This is a genomic window from Atopomonas sediminilitoris, assembly GCF_022601735.1.
Lineage (GTDB): Bacteria > Pseudomonadota > Gammaproteobacteria > Pseudomonadales > Pseudomonadaceae > Atopomonas > Atopomonas sediminilitoris.
In genome coordinates, this window is sequence record NZ_JAKUMM010000009.1 from 23,233 (window position 1) to 47,858 (window position 24,626).

Below are 24,626 nucleotides of genomic sequence, written 5' to 3' on the forward strand. Positions count from 1 at the left end.
TAAGCTCACTCAGTACAGCCCGGATAAATCACACATTCTCGCCCTTCCATTTTGAACGGAATAAACCTAGGCGGTTCGGTACAGAGTTCTTCGAATTTCGTTCCCCAACGCCCTGTGCAAGGCTTCCAACCCTTGTCAAATTTCTTCCAGTACCCGTCCCAGCCAGGCTTTTCAATTCCAGAGTCAGAGAAATCGATTTCCACAACTTTCCCGACCAGATCATTCACCAATAGATATGCGCCATCGTTTTTACAGGACAGCAATTTAGAGATATTACCTAGTCGAGATCTAGCCGTACTCAATCTAAAGAACCACTCACACTGAGCGTTTTTATGCAAAACATCGTAACCTTCAAAGCTAGGAGCCCCCTCTGGCAATTGATAAACAACATACAGCCCACCCAAATCTCGAGAATACTGCCAATCTGCGGGACCGTACTTGCCATAGGTATAAAGCCCAACATTATCTAAACGAACTCGACACCCGGACACGCGATAGAAAACTGGAACTTCAAATCGATATTCAGTCGCCGCATCAGAAAACAAAGGTTCGGTTGTAAATTCACGATAGAGGTCTCGCCTAGACACTGCACAGTTCGGATCGAGCCGTGTATATTGCGCCTGCGCCTCCATACCAAAACCCTTTGGCAGTTTGCCTTGGAAAGTAAACGTTTCTTCACTTAAGGAACTGACTGCGCTGCAACCAATCAGCTGCAATAGCGCGAATAAACCAACTAAACCTCTCAATAAATACCTATTCACGCGCTAACCCTTTGCGAAATAATTTGTGCTAACCGCTGCTGGCAACGCTGCCAATGCTGTTCAGCTGTTTCACTGCTTTGCGGTAACCACGCAGTATCGGCAGCAAGCGCGCTATCCAGATGCCCCGCGAGGTAAAACGCCAGCTGTTCGGCGGTCTGCCAACCCCATTGATCGAAACGTTTAAGTTGCTCCGCGAGCCAAGGTGCTAAAGGCTCTGTTTCGGCGAGATTGGCGGTGGCATGGGGATAGGTTTGCCATAACCATTGCTGCGCATTGTGTAAGCGAATGGCCTGGCTCACTTCACGAGGCTCGGGCACATTCAACCAAGGCGTAGCGAAAGGCGCAGGGCAGGCTTTAGCGTGCGGGTTAGCAAAGGCGCGCCAGTCGTAGTCATGCCAGCACAACACGCTGGCCAAGCTGCCTAAGAGCAAGGGGCGCTGCTCAACGGCTAATGCGCTTAAGTGGCGAGCCAGTACACGACCATCTTGAAAGCGGTAGAGCGCCGGCTGCGGCGCGCGGCCGGCCCACAGCCGGGCCTGCCAGTGCGCTGTTTGCGCGGCAAAATCAAGGCTATCCACACTGGCAAGCCACCCCCACTGCTGGTCTGGGTTACTCAACAACTCGGCCACGGCGAGGTTATCAGCAGCGGTGATGTGCACCAGCCAAGGCGCCATCTCAGCCATGTCGGCCAGCTCGGTGTTTTGGTACAGGTTGCTGTATTGCTGCACCGCATCAGCGGCGAACAGCGCAGGCAACGGATTGGGCTCTGCCAATGTGTCGATCATCAGCAACAGCGCGCGCTCTGCCTGCAACTGCTCATCCAGCCATGCTTGCAAAGCACTCATGCCACGCCCCCCACGGCACAGGCACCGTCACGGCAGGCCTCGCACACAGGGCAAAAGCTTGCACCAAGCTCACGCGCCATTTTCGCCATTTGCAGTTGGCTATTCGCCAAGGCCAGCAACGGCTTTTCACCCGCGACATCGTGATCCGCCGCATTGGGTAGTAACGGCGTCAACAACTGCAACCCGCTGCCCTTGCCGGGGCTACCGCCGGAGTTGAGTTTGATTTGTGCGCCGCTCAAGGTGATGCCGCTGGGGTCGAGTTTGAGGAAGCTGCCGCCGGCGCTGGCGGTGAGTTCCATGCCGGCGTCGACCACCAGTTTGTTGCCGGCGTAGTAGTGGATTTCGTTGCCGGCTTCGACGAACTGGCCGCTGCCGAGTTTGACGTGCTGGGTGTCGGCCACTTTCAGGTGGTCACTGAGTTTGACCTCGGTTTTGCGGTCTTTGAGGGTCAGGCGGTGCTCTTCGCCGCGAATCTCGGTGTGGCTGTTGGCCTCGACCGTGTCGTGCCGTTCGTTGCCGATGCGGATGCGCTGGTCGTGTTCGATGTTTTCGTCCCAGTCGCGCTGGGCGTGCAGGTAGATCTGCTCTTGGCCTTTTTTGTCTTCGATGCGCAGTTCGTTGTAGCCCCCGCCGCCGGGGCTGGAGAGGGTTTTGAACACGCTGCGGGTTTTATTCGCTGGAAGGTCGTAGGGCACCAAATGCTCTTTGTGGAACAGGCAGCCGGTGACCAGCGGTTGGTCGGGGTCGCCTTCTAAGAAGGTGACCAGCACTTCCATGCCGATACGCGGGATGGCAATGCCGCCGTAGCGGTCGCCGGCCCAGTTACTGGCGACGCGCAGCCAGCAGCTGGTGTGTTCGTTGGCTGCACCGATGCGGTCCCAGTGGAATTGCACTTTGATGCGGCCGTATTGGTCGCAGTGAATTTCTTCACCCTGCGGGCCGGTGACCACGGCGGTTTGGCTGCCAAGTACTTGCGGCTTGCGGTGCACAAACGGCGGACGGTACGGCACTTGCCACGGGGTAACGAGGAACTGGTTACGGTAGCCCTGCTGAAAACCATCAGCGCTGGTTACGTCACTGCTGACGTGTTCTTCCAGCACTTGCGGTTGTTTGCCTTGGTGGATGACTTCGGTAAGCAGCCACAGGTCGTTGTAGTCGGCTCGCGGGTGGTCGCTGATGGCCAGTAGATGACCGCTAACTAAGGTGGGCTGGTCGCTGTCGCCTTGGCCTTGTTGGTAATCGGCGCGGAGACGTTCTTGAATGCGCTGGCTTAAGTGCTTGCCGCGCGGGCGTTCGGTGAAGGCACCGGGGTAGTCGTAGTCTTCTAGGTCCGGTTCGCGGCGTTCGTCATTGGGCTGGAAGGCTGCTTCCATCAGCAGGCGCGGCTTTTCAAAGTCGTAATCGCGGCGCGTCACGCGGCGGGTACGGCTGGCCACGCGCACGGCGAAGTGTTTGATCACCGGTTCATCGGCGGTCATGCCGCTGTCGGGCAGGTAAACGGTCGGCTGGCCGAGTTTGCGGAAGCTGGTTTGATCGTCGCCAAACACCAGCACATGGCCGGCTTGGCTGTGCTCGAAGTGGTAGTGGATGCCCTCTTCTTCACACAAGCGCTGGATAAAGTGCAGGTCGCTTTCGTCGTATTGCACACAGTAAGCACGCTCGGGGTACAGGCTGCCGAGTTGAAAACGGTAATCGGTGCGGGTGATACCATGTTCTTCCAGCACAGTGGCGATGATGTCGGCCACGGTTAAGTGCTGAAAGATGCGCTGGTTATGGCGTAGCGCCAAGTAGCTCAACTGCGGCTGCAGAGTGACGTGATAGCGGGTTAACCGGTGACCCGACTCGCCCTGCTCGACCCGTTGCAGCAGGCCATGTACGCCTTCGCCTTGCGGGGTATAGGCGAGAAAGGCACGGCGGTGCAGCAGCGACTCTAAATCCAGATCAGGCTGCTCGCTGATTAAGGTGATGTCGAAGCGGTACGGCTGGTTGAGTGCCTCGCGCCCCTCGAAGGCGAGCACTTGCAGGTCGTGCTCCAGCCCGTCGATGGCGAGGGTGAAATGCGCAGTATTGGCCGCGTTGAACATGGCGTATCTTCCTTGATCCGTTTACACATCCGCCGAGCTAATACGCAACCGTTCCATGCGATACAGCAGGGTGCGGCGTGGTAAGCCCAGTTCCTTGGCGGCGTGGGTTTGGTTGCCGTTATTGCGACGCAGTGATTGCAGCAGCAACTGCCGCTCAACCTGCTCCATGCATTCACGAAAACTCAGTGCGCCATTATCTGCCAGCAAGGTGGGCAGGGTCGTGGCACTGGTTCCCAAATTGAAATGCTCTGGGAGCAACTCGCCGCCCTCACACAGCAACACCGCGCGCTCAACCAGCCCTTTGAGCTCGCGCACATTGCCGGGGAAGGCATAGCCGCGCAGGCTTTTGAGGGCTTCTGGCGACCAGCGACAAAGATCACGGGTTAAAAACGCACAAGCCTTGTCGGCAAAGTGGCGTGCCAGTACGAGGATGTCGTCAGCGCGCTCACGCAGCGCCGGCAGTGCGATGGGAAAGCTGGCTAGGCGGTAATACAAGTCTTCGCGGAATTGACCCAGCCGCGCCATCCCTAACAGGTCACGGTGGGTGGCGGCGACAATGCGCACATCCACTCTGTGCGTTTGCGTCGAGCCTAACGGCCGCACTTCGCCCTCTTGCAGCACACGCAGCAACTTCGCCTGCAGGGTGAGCGGCATATCGCCAATTTCATCTAAGAATAAGGTACCGCCGTTGGCAGCATCCAATAGCCCTTCGCGATCACGATCAGCACCGCTAAAGGCCCCTTTGCGATAGCCGAACAGTTCGCTTTCTAACAGGCTCTCCGGCAGGCTGGCGCAGTTCTGCACGATGAAAGGCTTGTTGCGGCGTAAGCCATGATCATGGATGGCGCGTGCGGCTAACTCTTTACCGGTACCCGTTTCGCCGGTGAGTAACACGTTCACGTTGTTATCCAGCACCTTACTCAATAGCTGGTAAACACCGCGCATAGCTGGGCTGTCGCCGATCAAGCCATAGTCCAAGCTACGCACACGATTGTGCTCGCTTTGCGGGCCACGCAGACGGCACAACAACTGGTGCTGGCTCAGCGCAAAGCCACCTAGCTGCTGCAACGATTCTGCAAAGTGCGCCAAGCTACCGCTGCGCCGCCCCGCACATAGCAACACACCTTGCGTGCGGCCACGCGCATCCTGCCACGGCAAACACAACAAGCTGCGCCACGCCGGCGAACGCTCCGGCAAGAAAGCGGTGTCATAGGGACTGCTGAACAGGTCGCCAATGGCTAATACGCGGTTCTGGCACAAGCAATACTGCAGCAACTGTTGATCGGCATAGTCGGCGCTAAAGCGGCTATCGCCACCGGCGATACGCTTGCCATCTAGCCACTGGGCGCTGAGCTGCAACTGGGTGTGGGTATCGTCCAGTAAATACACTTGGCTTAACTGACTATCGGTTAAGCGTGCCAACGCCACGGCCAGCTCAGCCAGCAAATTAGGCACATCGGGCGCTTTACCCAAGGCGGTGTAATAGCTCAGCAAGCGCTCGGCATAGAGTGCAGGCCTAGGCATTGATTCAATCATGGGCGCTTCCTTACGCAAATTCACAGATCACCGCCTGCTCACCGTCCACGGTGGCGTGTACGTGCTTGAGTGTTTCACCACTGGTCATGCCGTCGAGCAAACAGTCGACCACCTGCGGCAACAGCAATTGCTCCAGTAGCTGATCAATGAGGCGTGCGCCGCTCTCGCTGTGCGTGCACCGCGCCACCAGCTCGCTAACCAGCGATGGACTGAAGCTAAATGCCAACTGGCGTCGCGCTAAGCGCTCAGCAAAGCGCTGCAACTTGAGTTCAATCAGCTCGCTGAGCAGCGCGCCATTGACGGGGTAATACGGCACCACGCGCATACGCCCCAGCAGTGCCGGCTTAAAGTGGCGGCTCAGCGCAGGGCGAATGTGTTCCAGCAGATGCTCAGCCTCGGGGCGTTGGCCGTCAGCGCACAGTGCGCTGATTTGCTCGCTGGCGAGATTCGAGGTGAGCAGAATCAACGTATTGCGGAAATCGATTTCGCGACCTTCGCCATCGTTAGCCACGCCCTTGTCGAAGATTTGGTAGAACAGGTTAAGCACGTCGGGATCAGCCTTTTCCACCTCATCAAGGAGGATCACTGAGTAAGGCTTCTGGCGCACCGCCTCGGTGAGCATGCCGCCCTCGCCGTAGCCCACGTAGCCGGGTGGCGAGCCGATCAGGCGCGAAACGGTGTGTTTCTCCTGAAACTCCGACATGTTGATCACGGTTAAAAAGCGCTCGCCGCCGTAGAGCAAGTCGGCCAGCGCCAGCGCGGTTTCGGTTTTACCTACACCACTGGGGCCGACCAAGAGGAACACGCCGGTCGGCGCCAGTGGATTATTCAGCCCAGCTGCTGCTGCGCGCATGCTGCGGTCAAGTGCCTGCACGGCCTGCTCTTGTCCGCGCACACGATTACGCAGTTCTGCGGCAAAGCTGGCCACTTTCAGGTTGTGTTCGCGCGCCAGCTGGCTGAGCGGCACGCCTGTCCACTGGCTGATCACCTCGGCAACCAGGCGTGGGCACACCTCGTAGCTGACCAAACGCTGCTCGCTTTGCAGCGCACTGAGCTCGGCTTGCTGGCGCACTAAGCGCTCGGCGGGGTTTTCTTGCACTTCTTCAGACGCCGGCTCGCTAGCCGCTTCATCTACGCCCTCTTCAGTCTGCTCTGCCTCAACCACCACAGGCTGGGCCAGCTGTTGGCGCAGGCTGAGCAGTTCGCTAGCCAGTTCACGCTGGGCTTGCCATGCGTTGGCCAGTGCGGCCTCTTGCTCACGCAATTGCGGCAGGCGCTCGGCTAACTCGTCCAGCATGCTGCGCTCGGCCAGCACCCCAGTGGCGTGGTCGCGCTCTAGCGCGGCTTGCTGGCGCTCGCCCTCGGCCAACTCGTTACGCAGGCGCTCCAGCGCCGCCGGCGGTGCCGCGAGACTGATGCGCACGCGAGCGCAGGCGGTATCGAGCACATCCACGGCTTTATCCGGCAGCTGACGACCAGCCAAATAACGGGCTGATAACTCAGCCGCAGCCTGCACGGCATCATCACGCAGGTACACGCCGTGACTTTGCTGGTACACCGGCGCAAGGCCGCGCAGGATGGTCACCGCTTCGCTGACCGTTGGCTCGAGCAGCTTGACCGGCTGAAAGCGCCGCGCCAGCGCCGGGTCTTTCTCGAAGTATTTTTTGTACTCGCTCCAGGTGGTGGCGGCGATGGTGCGCAGCTCGCCACGCGCCAGTGCGGGCTTAAGCAAGTTGGCGGCATCCGAGCCACCGGCTTGTGCGCCTGCGCCGATCAGGGTGTGCGCTTCGTCGATAAACAAGATGATCGGCTTGGCTGAGGTTTTTACCTCGTCGATCACCCCTTGCAGGCGGCGCTCGAACTCGCCCTTCACGCTCGCGCCGGCTTGCAGCAGGCCCATGTCCAGCGCCAGCAGCTCAACGCCATGTAGCGCCTGCGGCACATCACCGTGAGCGATGCGTAGCGCCAAGCCTTCGACCACCGCGGTTTTACCCACGCCGGCCTCACCGACCACTATCGGGTTGTTCTTCCGCCGCCGCGCGAGAATATCGATCATCTGGGCGATAGACTCATCACGGCATAGCACTGGGTCGAGGCGGTTTTCTCGCGCTTGCTGGGTGAAGTTGTGGGTAAACCGTGCCAGCGCCGATTCGCCAGCGCTCACCGAGCGCTGAGGCACGACGCTGTCTTGACTGGCGATAAAGTCACGCAGGCGTGGCAGGTTAATCGCCGCTAACAATGTGGCACTGTGACTGCCGATATAGCGCAGTGGGCTTTCTAAAACGCTCAGCAGCAACGCCGCCTCATCAACTTGACTGCGCTTGAGCTGCAAACTAGCCAGCATTAAGGCGTCTTGTAGCCATTGCACCAGCTCTTGGGCAAACACCGGGCTACGGGTTTCACCCAACTCACCGCGCGGCTGCAGCTGCTTGGCCAGCTCGGCGCTATCTAACTGTGCATCGTTCAAGGCGCGAGCGAGCAAGCTTTGCGGGCCGGCGTCGAGCAACACCAGCAGCAAGTCTTCAGGCAAAATTTTACTGCCAGCGCGGGCCACACAGCGCTCGGCGGCGGCTTCTAGGTGCCCCCGACAAGCACTATCAAGCGCTTGTACCAGCTGTTGTAGGTCGACATTGATCATGCGGTAGTCCTTAGCGTGCATGAGGCACGCGGCCCTTGCGGGCTCATCCTTTTAACGATTAGTACGACTGCCCAAGGTGACGACACCTTCGGCGTTATTCAGCCCCAGCCAGCTGGTCCAGCCCAGGCGACAGGTGTTGTCCTGCCCTAAGCTGAGCTCGCGCATGGCATCGCGCCTAATTTGCAGGCGCAGGTCGTAATCCATGGGGTCTCGCAGGGTAAAGCGCACCAACTCGCACAGCGGTACATAGCCGTCACCGATGGGCAAAAACTCGTGGAAGCGCTCCCAGTCCAACTCGCGAATATGAATACGGAACTTGCCGCCGCGATCGCGCACCCGCTCACCCAGCACCAAGCTGTCACCCAAGCCACTGTTGCGCAGGCCTAAGCCATTGCGCTGCTCAGGGAGGATTTCCACTTGGCGCTCAAGGCATTGCTCAATGCGCAGGTCGGCGTGCTTGAAGTAGTAACGCAACACCGACTCAATCAGCGCCGCCGAATGGGCACGCAAGCTAAGCAGGCCGAGATAGGGCAACAGGCGCTTCCAGTTCAGCTCTGAGCTTTGCCGTAGTTCACTGCCACCCAAGCCAATCAAGGCGAATAGGCGCTCGGAGAACCGATCACGGGCGCCGACCTGATAGCTGGCGCGGTATCGATATTTCCGCCAAATCGGCAATAACAAACGCTGCAGCCGGTGGTGAAACAGATCCAGAAAGTCGCGCGTGGGGTTGCCGTCTTCGCTGTCACCCAGCGCTTGCTCGCCATAAAACGCCGGCAACGGCGAGTTAGCCCCGCACAAGCCGATCACGTTTAAGCGCATGCGCGCACGCAACACACCGTGCTCGTGAAAGAACTCCACGCGGTCGACATCGCTACCAGGAAAGCCAAGGCTGGGGTTGGCGTGTAACTCTAAGCAATCCTCCACGTCATCCGCCGATAACTGCGGATTAGCCTCGGCTAGCGCGTGATGCACCTGCTCCATCGCTTGGAACAAGTGGTAGAGACGAATCTCACGGCTTAAACGGGTCAGAGAATGGGCTGCATGCCCATACGCGGCGTCCATGCGTACTCCTCCCCTTGTTCACTGTTAACCCTCAGTTCGTGATACGAGTTCAAACTGGCGTAAAGGGCGAAAAACTCATTGAGTATCGAGGCAAACAAGAACAAATCACCCTCGCCGATAAAGCACTCCTGATCCATGCTCAGCACCGTTCGCACGCCGCGCACTGGCAAGCCTTTGAGCAAGCGATCGACGTGCTGATGGGCGATACCGGTCAAGCCACTGAGTTGGCGGCGACTGATACGGTCGGCGTGTTGATCGTAATAACGGGGAAAGTCATACGTTTGCAGAATCACCCGCAGCGCATTGACGTCAGCCAGCGACAGATAATTCAGCGACATATTGGAAATCAGCTTCCACAAAAAATCACGATTAAGCGGCGGCGCATAATGCGCGGTGGCCGGCGTGATGTTGCGAAAACGCAAGAACTCCGGCGTGTCTTCACTCGGCAAACAGATATCGCCCACGGCCAACTGGCGCGGCAAATTCTGATTACTGCACGTCAGCTCAATCGAGATGGTTTCGTGCTGCTCGCCTTGGCGCTGACTGAAACTTAAATACGTCTCGAGATTGCTATCAAGCAGCGATGGCCGCTGCCGGACGCTGTAATAAGGCCGCGCCCGTTGCGCACCGCTGGCCGGGTCGTGCTCGAACGACTCAAACGGCACGTACTCCTCATAACCTTGCCCACCCGGACGCCAACCGGTCACGCGCTCAACGGCAAACACCCCGCAGTGCTCCGTCTTGTGCTCGGCAGGTAGCAGCAAGTATTCGTCCTGCTTGCCATCCATGCGGATCGGCAAGGCATCGTGGGCAAAGAGGTTGACCACGGGCGTGCAATACAGGCGCACGTTATCCAGTGTTGGGCGAATGCGATACGCCGTGGCTTTGCAAATATCAAAGGTCAGCTCAAAACCACGGGCTTGCTTGAGTATCGCCTCCGGCAGCTGAGCGATACGCTCTAGCCCCTGCACATCGACAAACAAAAACTTATCTTGGAACGCGTAATACTCCTGCAGCAGCCGATAGCCGCGGAAGGTGTTGAGTGGATACGGCATTAGCGCATCCTCTTCCGCAAAACCAACCGGCTGCACCTGTTCGGGACGCAGATTAAATTGCGCCTCCAGTGGCTTGCCTTCGCCATCCAAGAGCGTGACCTGAATGCCACTTAAATTGCGCAGCAATGACAGATACAACATCTGACTGATAAAGCGTTCGCCGGCCAAATGCAGACGCAACGAGCGCAGTGCCACATCGCCCAAATGGCCGTCGGCGCTCATGGCTAAAGTGAGCTTGAGCAACGCACCGTCGCCCTGCACCGAATACTCCAAAGCCGTGGCGGCTAGGGCATGCACCGTGGTGGCGTAACACGTGCGAAACTGGCAGCGCACGCCATGCTGCGGCTTGGCCTCAACACTGGTATGGCGCACGACCGGCACACTGTTGGCGCTGTGTTTGAGTGGCTCAAACTGCAGCATGCTGAACGCGGGCATCGGCCGCATGTAGTTAGGCCACAGCAGCTGCATGAGTGAGTGCGTCAGCTCTGGCAGCTCATCATCGATCTTTTGTCGCAAACGCCCGGTTAAAAAGGCAAAGCCCTCGAGCAGACGTTCAACATCCGGATCATGACTGCCCTGCCCCAAAAACGGCGCCAACGCAGGGCTACGCTCAGAAAAGCGCTTGCCCAGCTGGCGCAGCGCGCTGATTTCGCTTTGGTAATAGTGATTAAAAGACATCGCTCTTCCCTGAAAGATACATCACGGACACAGCGACGCATCGCGGATTGTCCACGTATGCACCCCATTGCCCTGCCGCTGATACGGCGACTGCTTAAGCTGAGCCAAAAACTGCGCCTTATCCAAAGTGCGCTGTTTTTCCTGGGCGAACAGCGTTAGCTGGTAGCTATCAGGCACGCTGCTTGGCAAGTCGTTGATTAACGCCACGTGCGAAAACACTTCAATTACGCCACCGGGTTCTACATAGGCCACATCCAGCTCATGGCCTTTCGCGTTGGAGTAGTCCTTAACTGCGATACGTACGGGAAATATACAAGCGTTTGCAAAAATAGCCGTAAAGACTGGTTTGCCCTGCACAGCACAACCCAACAATAAAGCAGGCAAAAAAATCACCACTGAAATTCGCCAAGAAAATAAATAAATAAGGTTACGAGCTCTGCGATAACAAACCGCCAACGCCTCTCGCCCCACGCCCCAACACAACCCCATTAGCGCCCACCCTCATACGCAAACTTATTACTCAACCAAGACGACACATAGATACAAACAACAATTACAAGCCATCCAGACGCAACATAAAACAAGGCACGAAGAGGGTGCTGCGGCAAAAGCAGCGCAGCCGTAGCGATAGAGAAAACCACACCAGCACCATATTTAACTTTCCGAAATGGGATAAATACAACCAGCAGATTCGCCACAGAAAAAACCAAAAGCACCAAGTAAAAAACAGCGCCTGGCGCTATGCCTCTGGACCCGAATCCACCATTCCATAGCAAATACAAATGGTGCGCTATATCGTTAGTCACAACAAACAGAACGAGACCTAGACCGTGAGCAAGTGCGCTGACTAAGCATGTTTTCCAGTAGCTGCTCATCTTCATTTTTTCCAAATACCATATTTGCTATAGGACTCAGCAGAAATAGGAGCCTCAAGCTTAATCATCGAACTTTGAACGTATTGAGCTGTCGTAATTGTTTTCTTGAGCACAACCCCACGATGGTTAACCACCTTAGCTATTTTGATTAGCTGGTGGTTATCTGAAGCCCAAAGCGCCCCTCGAAGCACCATGAAATTATCGTAAGAGTTGTTGTAATCTTTTTCGCCTAGAAGGGTTCCATCGCCCCATTCCATTCCAGTCTTAACGGTGGCTAAAATTGCCCTATCTTCATCACCAAGCTCCTCACAGCGCATCTTGAAGGTATCTACGGCAAATGGAATTTGGCCAATAGCATCGGTCCAGTAAGGAAGCCCTCCCACTGTAATCATGAGGTAGCCATCGCCTCCTTGCTCCGATTGTTTCCAGTCACCCGATTGGCCGCTATAGAAACTGATGGACCACCGATCGACAATGGAGAAGTCGATAATCTGCTTCCACGTGAAGTGTTTATATGCAGAGTAGGCTTCTGAGTTTGGCTTGGACGAGTCCGGATGCAGCCAGATAAGCTCTCGATAGCTATCCGCCAGAGGCTCGAACCACTGGACTTTCTCAGCGTACAGCTTATCGGCAGTTATGATACGGAAAGGCTTTTCGTCCTGCTTCGGCCGGACGGCGAATAAAGGAAAACCATTCTTGCGGGTAACCAGCCAAGCGTTGGGAACTATAACCTTAGGTGCTTTTTTATCCTCACTTGGAGTGCTTTCCGACTGCACTTTAAGTTCGGTCTTGCCATGCTTTGTCTCGAAAGTATGCGAGGCTCCGTCAATCGTAATGAGTGTTTCCATTAGTCTTCTCCGGAGATGTACAGCGTAATTGCCTCTTGCTGGCTTCCTGTGGAAATAACTCCAGTCATGCCGCCACCCGATGTAGCCCCCTGTTTAACGGTACCGTTTTCGGAAACGATTCGATACGCAAGGCCCTTGAGAGGTTGACCATCCGCCGTTTCAAGAGAGAACAAGCGATCGAAACAGGCCTCTAAAGAGATCGGGCTTGGCTCGATAAACTCGGCCACTACCACGCTCGTACCAATAATCACCGTCCCTGCACCAGCCACCACGCTGTTGCCGTGGCTGCCTACAGTGCCAACCACCGTGGCGGGTTTGCCGTTAATCAGCACATTCGGGATGACCGCGCTAGCCAAAGTGCTGCCGCAGGCCGTAGGGTCGCCTTGACGTGCAGCGGGCAAGTTCTCGAACAACACATTGGGCGAACCAACGGTGATCGGGTTAGTGCCGTGCCCAGGGATGGGGCATGACGTCGGGTCGGTTTTCCGTGCCGCGGGTTTGCCTGCCATTGCCTTCTCCTTAACTCACCCTGACCTGACCACTGCCGTCCAACTGCGCGCTAAAGCGCACGGGGCGCAGGCCGCCTTCCATGTGCAGCTGTGCTTCAATGTCGAAGGCCAAGCGCAGCGGGTCATGCGCGCGCGGCAAGGTGTGCACGCGTACGCGCGACAAGCGCGGCTCGTAAGCCTCGATGAAGCGTTCGATCGACACGCGCGCTTGCTGCAACGAATCGTGCAGGCTCAGGCGCATGTCGTTGAGATCTGGCAACCCGTAGTCCGGCAGCGTCTGCACGCTGCCGGCACGGGTGCTAAGCATCTTGCCCAGATGCAGTGCTATCGAATGCGTGAGCACCCCTTCGGCGTCGGCTTTGCTGACTCGTGCCGGTGCCTGACCGCTCAAGCGTTCGAATAAACTGCCTTGGGCTTGCATGCCTTACTCCTTGTCCAGCTTGCCCACCAAGGACAAGGTGAAATCGGCGCCCATGTACTTAAAGTGCGGGCGCACCGACAAGCTCACGCGATACCAGCCCGGCTCACCATCAACATCGGTGACTTTGACCTGCGCGGCCCGCAGGGGGCGGCGACTACGCACTTCCGAGCTGGGGTTTTCTTGGTCAGCCACAAACTGGCGAATCCACTTATTCAGCTCCAGCTCGAGGTCGGTGCGCTCTTTCCACGCGCCGATTTGCTCGCGCTGCAACACTTTCAAGTAGTGCGCCAAGCGGTTAACGATGAACAGATACGGCAGCTGGGTGCCCAGCTTGTAGTTCAGCTCGGCAGTGCGACCTTCTTCGCTAGTGCCGAAGAACTTGGCCTTCTGCGCCGAGTTAGCCGAGAAGAACGCGGCGTTATCGCTGCCCTTACGCATGGTCAGGGCGATAAAGCCTTCTTCGGCCAGCTCGTATTCGCGGCGGTCTGAAACCAATACCTCGGTGGGGATCTTGGTTTCGATTTCGCCCATGCTCTCGAAGTGGTGCAGTGGTAGGTCTTCTACCGCGCCACCACTCTGCGGGCCGATGATGTTCGGGCACCAACGGAACTTGGCGAAGCTGTCAGTCAGGCGCGAGGCAAAGGTGTAGGCCGTGTTGCCCCACAGGTAATGCTCGTGGCTGGCTGCGACGCTCTCATGATAGACAAACGACTTCACTGGGTTTTCTTCTGGGTCATACGGATGACGCAGCAAGAAGCGCGGCAAAGTCAGCCCCACATAGCGGGCATCTTCTTGCTCGCGGAAGCTCTGCCATTTGGTGAACTGCGGGCCTTCAAAGTGATCTTTCAGGTCTTTCAGATCAGGCAAACCGGTAAAGCTTTCCAGACCGAAGAACTTAGGCCCTGCCGCAGCAACAAAGGGCGCATGCGACATGCTGGCCACACTGGCCACGTACTGCATGGTTTTGATGTCTGGGGCGCTGGGATCAAAGAAGTAGTTGGCGACAATCGCGCCCACTGGCTGACCACCAAACTGGCCGTACTCTGCGGTGTAGATGTGCTTGTATAGGCCCGACTGGACAATCTCTGGCGAATCTTCAAAGTCATCCAACAGGTCTTGCTTGGAGACGTTAAGGATTTCCAGCTTGATGTTTTCACGGAAGTTGGTGCGATCGACCAGCAACTTCAAACCGCGCCAAGACGATTCCAAGGCTTGGAATTCGACATGGTGCAGGATTTCGTCCATTTGCTTGCTGAGCTTGGCGTCGATCTCGGCGATCATGCGATCAACCAAGGCCTTCTTCACTGGCTCGTTGTTGTTCTGCGGCTTAAGCAGCTCTTCAATAAACGCGGACACGCCGCGCTTCGCAATACCGTAGGCTTCGTCTTCTGGGGTCAGCTTGGTTTCAGCAATGATCCGGTCAAGAATGCCTAGTTCGGCGCCTGCAGCGCCACGTTCCATGACTGCACTTGTGCTCATGTTGACGGTCCTTGTCGTTAAACTTCTTCGGCGGTGGATTCGCTAGCCAAGCCAAGCTCAGCCAGTACGCGATCGCGTGACTCGTCATCGGCGAGCACGCCTTCGATGGCCTTGCGAAAAGCTGGGGCATTGCCCAGCGGGCCTTTGAGGGCCATCAGCGCGTCGCGTAGCTCCATCAGCTTTTTCAGCTCCGGCACTTGCTCAACGATGCGCTCGGGGGTGAAGTCTTTTAGCGAGCTAATCGGCATCTGAATCGCCAACTCTTCGCCATCGGCACCGTCTTGCAAACGGTTCGGCACTTGCAGCGTCAGGTTTAAACCTTGCTTGCCAAGCACCTCATCGAAGCTGTTTTTATCGATGCTGATCGGCTTGCGATCTTCAACCTTGCGCTCGTCAGCTTGCTGGGTGAAATCACCCAACACCATCAGCTTCAGTGGCAGTTCAATTTCTTCCTGCGCATTGCCGGTAGCCGGCTTGAACGTGACGTTAACGCGTTCCTTGGGTGCTACTGAGCCTTCTTTGGCCATAGCTTTTCTCCTTGTGGGTTAGTCCAGTACCACTTCCAAATCGAGGTGGCACAGCCTGCGGTAAACCTCATCCCTGCGTTCGCGCACCGCATGGTTTTGCGGTAACAGCTCGCAGCAACTGTGCAGCAAGCGCAGCACATCCAGCGCCAATTCCGGCTCCCACGCCGTAATGCCGCTGTCGCACAACGCCTGATCTAGGTTTTCAAGTTGCGTTTTGGCCAGGTCGTATTTCTTCGCCTGCATACACAGGCGCACCATGGCCAGTTGCCAGTGAAAGCGCTGGCGGCCGCCGTGCGCTTGCTGCATGCCCTGCTTGAGCAGTTGCACGCAGACTTTTAAACCGTCTTTACGCAGGCGCTGTAGCGCCTCTTGCAGGGCCAGCTCCCACGCCGCTTGTTGCTCAGGCGCGTCGGGCGAGCGACTGCTGGCTGGTGCCTCGCGCTGGGTATGCGGCAGTACGTGTGCGGCGATCCACGCTTGCGTTTCGCCATCGGCAAAACCTTGGCCATCGTGAAAGCTCAGCGTGGGCAAATCAGGAAAGCGCTTGAGCAAAAGGGCCAGCTGCACTTCCACTTCGTGGCAAGCAAGCGCGCAATCCAGTCCATCTAGGCATTCCCAAACCAAGCGCTGACCATCCAGCCAAAACGGTGCACGCGCCACGCTGGCCTCAAGGTCGACCAAAAGATCAGCGAACGCTTCTTGCTCTAGGCGCTCTCGATAGCTGGCGAGCTTGTCCGCCGGCACTCCGCGCAGACTGGTCACGCCCTCGGCGTTACGCTCAGGTAGGCTATCGATACCTAGCCACAGCAAGCTGCGCGCCAAACGCAGGGGACGCACGTCACTGGCTTTTTGTTTCAGCCAATAACCACACAGACTGCGGCTGCCGTCTTGCAACGCGCGCAGCGACTTTTGCGCGTCACGTTCATTATCAATCGGCGTTGCTGGGTTAATCAGTTGACTGGCCGCTTGTTTAACCTGCGCCAGCATAGCCTCGGTAGCGCTAGGTTCTGGCTGGTTTTGCTCGCTACGCTTAAGCATTTCTTTAAGGCGACGATTGAGCGGTAGCAACAACGGCGCTTGCTCGCCCAAGCGCTCAGAAAAACAGGCATCTAGGGCTTGCAGGTGTTCACTGAGCTGGCGAAATAAAGCTTGGTTATTGCGCAGCGGAATATCGTCGGTAAGCACCGCTTCCAGCCGACCAAACAGCCAAGTCAGCGGCGCGCTGCGGGTGCGCTCTTTGCGCGGGTGCAGTTCAGCCCAGTGTTGAGTACACAGGTGATGCAATAATGCGATGCCGCCTTGCAGGCCGGCGAACGACTCGCGCTGATACAAGCCCCAGATATACCAAGCAGCCACACGAAGGTCTTTGGATTGCTCGCGCAACAGCAGCTCAGCGCCATCGATCACGCTGGCCCAATCGATACTGCCCGCACCTTGCAGCGAACCCGCTTTAGCCAACTCCGTTTCAAGCTTCTCGAACTCAGGGCTATAACGGACATCATCACCAGCGAACTGCGCCGTAGTGACAGGATGCTTGGCAATATCGAGACAACGATTTAAACACGCCGAGGCGAATGTCATTCCGTGACAATCCTCACACTTATATCCGTATAAATAATGCAGATATGTTTTGTCGAACAATCCCGCAACTAACACCTACGAACGGCAATTAACTGCGCAAAAATAAAGTGGCACAAGGCTAGACCTGACCTCGCGACAAAACAACCCCAGATCGCATACCTGAAACTTACTCAGAAACAACGACAAAACGTCTTTTAATCTTAAAAAAATCTTTATATTTCAATAAGTTAAAAAATAATCAGACACCGATAAGCCTGCCTGCCACCCCAAAAACAAACACAAATATGCGATCAGACTCACAATTATTAATGCGCAACTAACGGCCATGCGACGCTCGCACTATCGTGACACAGTTCGCACTAGATTTTATTTGACGACAATATCCCGTCACACCCACTACCTGCGGTAAAAATTACACAGCAACTGCGCAAAAGCCTGCGCACTTTGTAATTACGCTCAACTTATATACGCCTAATAAACCTATATAAGCGGGATAAACAAAGGCCCGCATAAAGTTGGCACAGCTTTCGCTAATACCCTGCCACTTGGGCAATCACGCCCATTCACCCAAGGCAAGGAGATAGCCAATGCCAACACCCGCGTACATGACCATCGAAGGCGAAAAGCAAGGTCTGCTCACTTCCGGCACCTTCACCGAAGGCTCTGTCGGCAACATTTTCCAAGAAGGCCACGAAGACCAGATTCTGGTGCAAGCCTTCAACCACCAAGTGATCATTCCGCGCGACCCGCAGTCTGGCCAGCCAACCGGCCAGCGCGTGCACAAGCCGCTGATGATCACCAAGGTGTTCGACAAGAGCTCGCCGCTGATTTTTAACGCCCTGACCTCTGGTGAGCGCATGAAGAAGTGCCGTATCGAGTGGTACCGCACCTCCTCCACCGGCACCCAAGAGCACTACTACACCATCGAACTGGAAGACGCGATCATCGTTGACGTGCAGTCGCGCATGCCTAACTGCCAAGACCCAGGCCAAGCTCACTTCACCCATTTGGAAGACGTGTACCTGACCTACCGCAAGATCGTTTGGACTCACGAAGTGTCTGGCACTTCCGGTTCTGACGATTGGCGCACGCCGATCTCTGCTTAAGGTGCGTTGTAATGCCTAAGGCAGGACGCCTCGGCGATCAGGACAGCGGCCATGATGCCTGCGGCCCCACCGCCGTCATCGCCGCCAGCCCTAATGTGTTGATTAATAACCTACCGGCGCTACGCCTCGGCGACCCACTGGCTGTGCATGGCTGCCCCGCGCACGCCCCGCATGGTCGGGCCTTGGCCGTTGGCAGCGGCACGGTATTGATCAATAACTTACCCGCTGGGCGCGTCGGCGACGCCGTCAATTGTGGCGGCGTCATGGTGCAGGGCTCACCCAACGTACTGATTGGTTAAGCCCACAGGGCCAGGCTTGCCTGGCCCTACTCTTTTTTTACGCAAGGAACAAAGGATGTTCGACCCCGCCAACCACACGCATTTCTCCCTGCAGATTGCTGGGCAAACCCACGGTTTTCAGGTGTTGTCGTTCAGCGGCGAAGAAGCGCTAAACAGCCCCTATCGGTTTGACATCGAGCTGGTCAGCGAAAACCCCGCGTGGGATCTGGAAAAACTCCTGCACCAAAGTGCTTTCCTTGCGTTTAACCCTCAAGGCCAGGGCGTTCATGGCCAAGTTCACAGTGCCTCGCAAGGCGACGCAGGCCAACGCTTAACCCGCTATCGCCTACGTATCGAGCCTAAGCTCAGCTATCTTGCACTGCGCAACAACTTGCGCATTTTTCAACGGCTCACCGTGCAGCAAATCATCAGCCAAGTGCTTGGCGAGCACGGCATCCTAGGCGCCGATGTGCTGTGGCAACTGAATGCCAGCTATGCGCCGCGGGTGTATTGCGTGCAGTACCACGAATCCGACCTGCACTTTGTGCAGCGCCTGTGCGAAGAAGAAGGTATTCATTACCATTTCCGCCATACCGCAGAAGGCCACACCTTAGTGCTTGGCGATGATCAAAGCGGCTTTATTGATCTACCTGCACAGCCGTATTTACAAGACTCCAGCCTGGTCGCCGACACCCCGGTGATCCGCCGCTTTGCCCTGCGTGTTGCCAGCCGCACTAGTCGCGTAACGCGGCGTGATTACGATTTCGAGAAACCACGCCTGCTGATGGAGGCAGCTTTCCAACCGAATGACCAGCGCCGCGAGCCAGACCTTGAGGATTACGACTACCCCGCACGCTTTACCGAGCGCTCACGCGGCAAGCAGCTCAGCCAACTGGCCCAAGAGCGCCACCGCGCCGATTACCAACAAGCCAACGGGCATAGCAACCAACCCTTACTGATCAGCGGGCACCTGCTGCCACTTACCAAGCACCCGCGCGCCGATCTTAATCAGCGCTGGCTGCTGACCGGCATCCGCCACGAAGGCAAGCAGCCCCAGGTGCTGGAAGAAAGCACTGACATTCTTAATGCCTCCTCCCATGGCAGCAAGGCCAGTGGCGACACGTTTGAGCAGGGCTACCGTAACCACTTTATCGCCACGCCGTGGGATGTGCCATTCCGCCCAGCTTTGAAGCACCCCAAAGCACGCATCCTCGGCAGCCAAAGCGCCGTGGTCACAGGCCCCAAAGGTGAAGAAATTCACTGCGATGAATACGGCCGCATCAAAGTGCAGTTTCACTGGGACCGCGAAGGTCAAGCCGACGAGCGCACCAGCTGCTGGCTGCGCCTAGCCACCGGCTGGGCCGGCGATGGCTACGGCGCCCTTACCCTGCCGCGCATTGGCATGGAAGTGTTAGTGACCTTCTTAGAAGGCGACCCCGACCAACCGCTGATCACCGGCTGCCTGTACCACAAAGAACACGTAGTGCCGTACGACCTGCCAGCGAACAAAACCCGCAGCGTGTTCAAAACCCTCTCTAGCCCCGGTGGCGCGGGCTACAACGAACTGCGCATCGAAGACAAACAAGGCCAAGAGCAAATCTACCTGCACGCCCAGCGCGACTGGGATGAAAACATCGAGCACGACCAAAAAATCCGCATCGGCCACGAACGCCACGACACCGTAGAAGCCAACAGCCACACCGAGATTCGCGGCGAAGAACACCGCACCACCGTGCAACCGCGCAAAACCGAGGTCAAAGCCTGCGACCACCTGACCGTAGGCAACAACCAACACATCAAGATCGGTAGCGGCCAGTTCATTAAGGCCGGGCAAGAAATCCACCTCTCCAGCGGCCACAAAGTAGTGCTCGAAGCCGGCAGTGAGCTCACCTTCAAAGCCGCCGGCAGCTTTATCAAACTCGACGCCAGCGGCATCACCCTGGTCGGCCCACTGATCAAAATCAACTCCGGCGGCAGCCCCGGCAAAGGCTCGGGGGCCAAACCGCTGTTGCCTGGCAAGGTGCAGGCAGCCGATGCGGATAAGGCGGGCGAACTTCTCCTGCCCACACTCCGCCAAGCGTTGCTGCAAAAGAAACCACTGTGCCCACAGTGCAGGCAGGCGATGCAGGAGCCCCCCCATGAATAACCAAGCACTATGGCCCGCCCTGCCCAGCGAGCTACCCTGGCACAGCCACGCGGCACTGCTATTAGATGGCGTCACCGTGAGCGATCTGTATGCCAAGTTATACCAGTGGTATGACAACCCTCAGTTCGAGCCACTCTTCCTTGATACTCCATTGGCTGAACTAAGCGACATCTCGCCAGCGCTCATCCGCCTAGACAGCATAAACGACCCCGTACTGAACCTGCTGAGCCCGCTTGCCGATCAAGAATGGGGCTACCTGCTCTTTAGTAATGCCCCATGGCACGATCAACTCGACCACCTGCGCTGGCTACTTCACGTCGATGCCACCAATAATCAAGAGCTGCTCCTGCGCCTTGCCGAGCCCGCCGTAGCTCACGCACTGGCGCTCACAGAAGCCAGCGAGCCACCTCTCTTTGGGCCATTCACTGAGCTGCTCATTCCCAATACCGAGCTCAAACAATGGCACCGGCACAAACGTCAAACCACACCAACCAAACACCGCCACGAAGCCAACTATCTGTTGAGCGCTGCGCAGCTAGACGCTCTAGGCGAAGCCAGCTTCCGGCAAACCATCCTCAAGCTAGACGAACATCTAGCCGACTACTTTCCCGAATATCGCCAACACCTCGACACGCGCGAGCAGCGCCAGCAGGCCCGCAAGCTGGCCGAACAAGCCTACGCGCAAGGCTTTGCCAGCGAACGCGAAATCCTGCTGTATGCCAATGTGTTTGCCTATTTAGGCGAGCATGCGCTCAGCGAACATGCCGATTTAGCAGCGCTTGTGTTGCAAACAAGTTCGCAAAGCCCATTGCAACGCATCGAACGCGCGGCGCAAATCGCTCAAGATAGAGCTCAGGCACGAAAAGGAATTTCTGCATGACGGCCCAGCAACCTCCACGCAACCCCAACCATGCCAGCGCCAACTGCAACGATGCCAAACAAGCCGTGGCCACCTGCCCGCTACTCAAGGCCAAGGTTCAGTTGCTGCCACTGCGCTACGCCATCGTTGAGCGCCATGACCCAGGCCAGGCATTGGCCATGCCCTACCGCTTAAAGGCTCGCCCACTGGGTATCCGCCTATTACGCGATGGCTGGCTATACGTGATTGTCGAGCAACAACCCCAGCCTATCCTGCATGAGTACCGCATCGAGCAAGGCTTGATCAGCCAGTTGCTATGGAATAACAGTGAAGTTACCAGCGATACCCGCACCACCTCAGTTGGCCCTGCACAGCTGATTTTCCCACGCCACGCTCACCTCTACGTGGCTTACAGTGAAGTCCAATGGACTGCCGCCAAATGCGCGCAAGTCCTCAAGCACCGGCAAGAGCGCCAACATTTCATGCAAAGCGCGCGCTGCCAAGCAGCAGGCGGCAATCTATTAACTCGCGAGCAAACAGCGCAGTGGCTAGCCGAAATCGCCGAACCGGCCGCCAAGCCCGACCCCAATATCCCCGCCGCCGAGCAACAAGACTACCTTTGGCAGCAGGCAACGGTTTTTCGCAAAACGGCCCTTGGCCAACTGGAAAGGCAGCTCAACCCTAACTACCAGCACGATCATCTTTATTTGCTGGTGCGCGACGATATCGGCGTCATGCGTGATCTTGCCGAGCATCAAGATGCCGTGGTTGAGTGGATCAGCCGTTGGAGCAACGATGCCGAAATCGAAAAGAAATACGTCATCGGCACTTACATCGAGCGCCTCTACCACCTCGACGAAGCCAAACTTCTTCAGGCAGCAACGCAGGACCCACGCTTCTCCCAGCTGCAAAAAGACACCAACGCCGCGCAACGACAAAGCATTGTCGACTACCTGAACGAAAAGCACCGCCCCAGCAGCCAAGTAGGCCGTGGCGGCGCCGCACAAAAGGCCGCAAGTACCAGGGCTGCCCGTCTGCGGATGCAGCAAAGCCTCGGCGGACCGCTGTACGAGCGGTATGCCGACCTTATCGACAGCCTCGATGATCACGCCAAAGACACCCTGCACGGCGCTAAATTTGGTCAACGCGGCATCAGTGACCTGGTACATCGCCGCGAAATGGAGGTCTTCTTAGCCGAGCAGCGCAAACACCTCCAGCGCTGGAATGAACGCCTTGACCTCATCAGCGAAGACCGTACAGCGCTACTCAGCGCCAAGCGCTTCCACCAGGCTGCCTGGTATTTCGACCCGCGCTCCAGCACACAGATAGAGGCAGCCCTAGCCACCGAATACGCCTGCTTAAAGGATATCTGCCGCACCGACCAAGCCACCGATGCACTGGCCAGCCTGCTCAACCAACATCCCGAGCTGAGTCTGCCCGGCTTCTATACCTTAAGCCGCACGAATCAAGCCGACGCGCAAACAAAAATTGCTGGCCTGATCAAAGGGCTGCGCGATTCAGCCATGGCCAATAACGACCGTAGCGGCACACAGCAGCTCAGTGCTCAGTTCAATAGTCTGATCGAGCGCCAACTACCGCACGTCTTTCACCTCAGCGCCGACGCCATCACCTTCAATCAGTTGCGCAACACCGCCTACGAGCCAGCCAAACAACTCAGTTTGGCCGCCGCGCTGGATAATGCACTTAACGCTGTGCGCACAGGCGCGCCGTTCGACCCCAGCAAAGTGCTCCGCGCACTGCCTAAGGCGGCGTGGCTGGACGTACTTCGGGCCTTTAAGCAAGGCGGCATCACCGCAGAGTTTGCCTCCGCTAGCCAAATCCAAGCCTTTACTCGCGACTCACAGAAGCTGCTCGAGCTACGCCGTGAGCTAACTGCCTACAAGCACCAGATTCGCCAAACCTTGGCCCTCGAGCGGCGCGGCAGAGCCCCCAAAGGCACTCACCGCGACTTGATTGCCGCACGCAAAAGCTTGCAGCAAAGCCTGCAGCCCTTAGAAAGCAAAGTCGCCGCCGCCCTAAGCCCCATAGGCGATGGCCCAAGCAAAGCAGGCTTTACCATTAAGGGGCTGAACACAGCGCAAGTCGCTGAGTTCCAGCGAATGGCCGACGACTACCGCCACAAACGGTCCTTCAAAGGCTTGAGCAATGCCGTCTTTAGCTCAGCTGGCGCCGATGTGTTTGCATCCGCAGTGGCGGTTTATCAGATTCGAAATTTTGTTGTGGTAGCGACAGAGTTTGCAGACAAAACTGACCGAACAACTGCGGATGCGGCTTCTTTCTTTAATGCACTGTTCTCGATGAGTGCCAGTGTCTTTGCGGCGGCACAGGGCATTGCCGTGACTAGCCTTAACGTCGCCTTTAATAATTACGCCAGCGCCGCTGGCAAATTGCGCATAGCCGCAAGAATCGGCAGGCTGACTGCCAGCTTTGGAATTCCAACCTATCTATTTAGCTCCGCAGCCTCCGCGCTCAGCTTAAAGGGCAGCATCGAAAAGCTCAGTGAGGGCTTACGCCGAGGCGATGCAGGCATGTTAACCGGCGCAACCATGAGCAGCCTGGGGGATGCCGGGCAGGTCGGTTTGAACGGCTGGGCCTTCTATCGAAGTGGCGGCATTGTTATCGATGTACTCAAGACCCCTCAGCAGGCACGCGCAGCGGCTTGGGCCGCTGCTGGGGGGCGCTTAGTCAGCATTGCCGCCCGGGTCAACTTAGTAGGGTTGGCGCTAACTGCCCTGCAGCTGGGCGGCGAGTGGCTCTATAACCGCAATAACCTCAGCAAAATCGACCAGTGGTTACAGCAAGGCCCATGGGGGGAAAGCAATGCCGGGCGCCCTTTAAGTGAGGAGCATCAACGCCTTGCTGCTATCACTAACGCACCCAGCGCCGCCTTACAAGCTCACGGCTCAGGCCAGCTAACCCTGCAACTGCCCGGCGTACTCACCGCCGAATTAGATGACAGCAACATACATATCGCTGCTTACTGGCTTACCGACATGCAACGTAATCACTGGCAGCCTTGGACCGAGCCACTGCTCTACCAATTAAAACCGCTAAGCCAAGCCCACGAGCCTCTGCGCTTAAGCCTAGAACTCTTCCCCAATGAAGCCAATGCCCAGCACGGGCTGGGCATTGAAGTGCGCTACCCAGCTCTACCAGGCAGTACCACCATGCAGCTCAAGCGCTTTGAAACCCTAACCCTCAATGCTCACGAGGCAAGACCCTTGGCCGAAGTCGCTCTTCTGCGGGTACGCAACCCGGATGCCCCTATACTGCCGCTGACCCGCGACGCACTAATCGATGAGCCCAGCAAGTCTTAA

At 57.1% G+C, this 24,626-nt stretch carries 20 protein-coding genes; 5 read left to right on the forward strand and 15 right to left on the reverse strand.

What is annotated here, in order from left to right:
* Positions 1 to 5 precede the first annotated feature (5 nt).
* From MKI83_RS14300 to tssA, 15 genes are read right to left on the reverse strand one after another with little or no spacing between them, the layout of a single operon-like run.
* A complete protein-coding gene (locus tag MKI83_RS14300; protein ID WP_241587687.1) occupies positions 6 to 761 on the reverse strand; it encodes a hypothetical protein in 756 nt (251 codons plus the stop codon).
* On the reverse strand, positions 758 to 1,606 hold the full coding sequence (locus MKI83_RS14305) for a DUF4123 domain-containing protein (RefSeq protein WP_241587690.1): 849 nt from the start codon (positions 1,604 to 1,606) through the stop codon (positions 758 to 760). The genes MKI83_RS14300 and MKI83_RS14305 overlap by 4 nt, the downstream gene beginning before the upstream one ends.
* Entirely contained in the window at positions 1,603 to 3,690 is a 2,088-nt protein-coding gene (locus tag MKI83_RS14310; protein ID WP_241587692.1) for a type VI secretion system Vgr family protein, read from the reverse strand. Before MKI83_RS14310 ends, MKI83_RS14305 begins: the two co-directional genes overlap by 4 nt.
* Before the next feature lie 21 nt (positions 3,691 to 3,711).
* Positions 3,712 to 5,226, reverse strand: a complete 1,515-nt coding sequence (locus MKI83_RS14315; protein ID WP_241587695.1) for a sigma-54 interaction domain-containing protein — start codon at positions 5,224 to 5,226, stop codon at positions 3,712 to 3,714.
* A gap of 10 nt (positions 5,227 to 5,236) precedes the next feature.
* Positions 5,237 to 7,864, reverse strand: a complete 2,628-nt coding sequence (gene tssH / locus MKI83_RS14320) for a type VI secretion system ATPase TssH (protein ID WP_241587700.1) — start codon at positions 7,862 to 7,864, stop codon at positions 5,237 to 5,239.
* A 51-nt stretch (positions 7,865 to 7,915) separates the two neighbouring features.
* The gene (tssG, locus tag MKI83_RS14325; protein ID WP_241587703.1) at positions 7,916 to 8,926 is read right to left on the reverse strand and encodes a type VI secretion system baseplate subunit TssG; all 1,011 of its coding nucleotides are present in this window, start codon (positions 8,924 to 8,926) and stop codon (positions 7,916 to 7,918) included.
* Positions 8,890 to 10,659 carry a type VI secretion system baseplate subunit TssF gene (gene tssF, locus MKI83_RS14330; protein WP_241587706.1) on the reverse strand — a complete coding sequence of 590 codons (1,770 nt, stop codon included), beginning with the start codon at positions 10,657 to 10,659 and terminating at the stop codon, positions 8,890 to 8,892. The genes tssG and tssF overlap by 37 nt, the downstream gene beginning before the upstream one ends.
* A 21-nt stretch (positions 10,660 to 10,680) precedes the next feature.
* A complete protein-coding gene (locus MKI83_RS14335) occupies positions 10,681 to 11,148 on the reverse strand; it encodes a hypothetical protein (protein ID WP_241587709.1) in 468 nt (155 codons plus the stop codon).
* The gene (locus MKI83_RS14340) at positions 11,148 to 11,534 is read right to left on the reverse strand and encodes a hypothetical protein (RefSeq protein ID WP_241587712.1); all 387 of its coding nucleotides are present in this window, start codon (positions 11,532 to 11,534) and stop codon (positions 11,148 to 11,150) included. The genes MKI83_RS14335 and MKI83_RS14340 overlap by 1 nt, the downstream gene beginning before the upstream one ends.
* Positions 11,535 to 11,536: 2 nt before the next feature.
* Positions 11,537 to 12,382: a hypothetical protein gene (locus MKI83_RS14345; RefSeq protein ID WP_241587715.1), complete on the reverse strand. Its 846-nt coding sequence runs from the start codon at positions 12,380 to 12,382 to the stop codon at positions 11,537 to 11,539.
* Complete coding sequence (locus MKI83_RS14350; protein ID WP_241587718.1) at positions 12,382 to 12,891, reverse strand: PAAR domain-containing protein; 510 nt, start codon at positions 12,889 to 12,891, stop codon at positions 12,382 to 12,384. The genes MKI83_RS14345 and MKI83_RS14350 overlap by 1 nt, the downstream gene beginning before the upstream one ends.
* Positions 12,892 to 12,901: 10 nt before the next feature.
* On the reverse strand, positions 12,902 to 13,312 hold the full coding sequence (gene tssE / locus MKI83_RS14355; RefSeq protein WP_241587721.1) for a type VI secretion system baseplate subunit TssE: 411 nt from the start codon (positions 13,310 to 13,312) through the stop codon (positions 12,902 to 12,904).
* A gap of 3 nt (positions 13,313 to 13,315) precedes the next feature.
* On the reverse strand, positions 13,316 to 14,791 hold the full coding sequence (tssC, locus tag MKI83_RS14360; protein WP_241587723.1) for a type VI secretion system contractile sheath large subunit: 1,476 nt from the start codon (positions 14,789 to 14,791) through the stop codon (positions 13,316 to 13,318).
* Positions 14,792 to 14,808: 17 nt separating this feature from the next.
* Positions 14,809 to 15,318, reverse strand: coding sequence for a type VI secretion system contractile sheath small subunit (gene tssB, locus MKI83_RS14365; RefSeq protein ID WP_241587726.1), 510 nt, complete (start codon positions 15,316 to 15,318; stop codon positions 14,809 to 14,811).
* Between the two features lie 18 nt (positions 15,319 to 15,336).
* Positions 15,337 to 16,899, reverse strand: a complete 1,563-nt coding sequence (tssA, locus tag MKI83_RS14370) for a type VI secretion system protein TssA (protein WP_241587727.1) — start codon at positions 16,897 to 16,899, stop codon at positions 15,337 to 15,339.
* Between the two features lie 587 nt (positions 16,900 to 17,486).
* Between tssA and MKI83_RS14375 the strand changes: the two genes are divergently transcribed.
* Genes MKI83_RS14375 through MKI83_RS14395 form a run of 5 tightly spaced genes read left to right on the forward strand, consistent with a single transcriptional unit; the run spans position 17,487 to position 24,626 of the window.
* Entirely contained in the window at positions 17,487 to 18,005 is a 519-nt protein-coding gene (locus MKI83_RS14375) for an Hcp family type VI secretion system effector (RefSeq protein ID WP_071871082.1), read from the forward strand.
* Between the two features lie 11 nt (positions 18,006 to 18,016).
* A complete protein-coding gene (locus tag MKI83_RS14380) occupies positions 18,017 to 18,304 on the forward strand; it encodes a PAAR domain-containing protein (RefSeq protein ID WP_241587729.1) in 288 nt (95 codons plus the stop codon).
* 55 nt (positions 18,305 to 18,359) lie between these two features.
* Positions 18,360 to 20,429, forward strand: a complete 2,070-nt coding sequence (locus MKI83_RS14385) for a type VI secretion system Vgr family protein (RefSeq protein ID WP_241587731.1) — start codon at positions 18,360 to 18,362, stop codon at positions 20,427 to 20,429.
* Complete coding sequence (locus MKI83_RS14390; protein ID WP_241587734.1) at positions 20,422 to 21,309, forward strand: DUF4123 domain-containing protein; 888 nt, start codon at positions 20,422 to 20,424, stop codon at positions 21,307 to 21,309. Before MKI83_RS14385 ends, MKI83_RS14390 begins: the two co-directional genes overlap by 8 nt.
* On the forward strand, positions 21,306 to 24,626 hold the full coding sequence (locus tag MKI83_RS14395) for a toxin VasX (protein WP_241587736.1): 3,321 nt from the start codon (positions 21,306 to 21,308) through the stop codon (positions 24,624 to 24,626). The genes MKI83_RS14390 and MKI83_RS14395 overlap by 4 nt, the downstream gene beginning before the upstream one ends.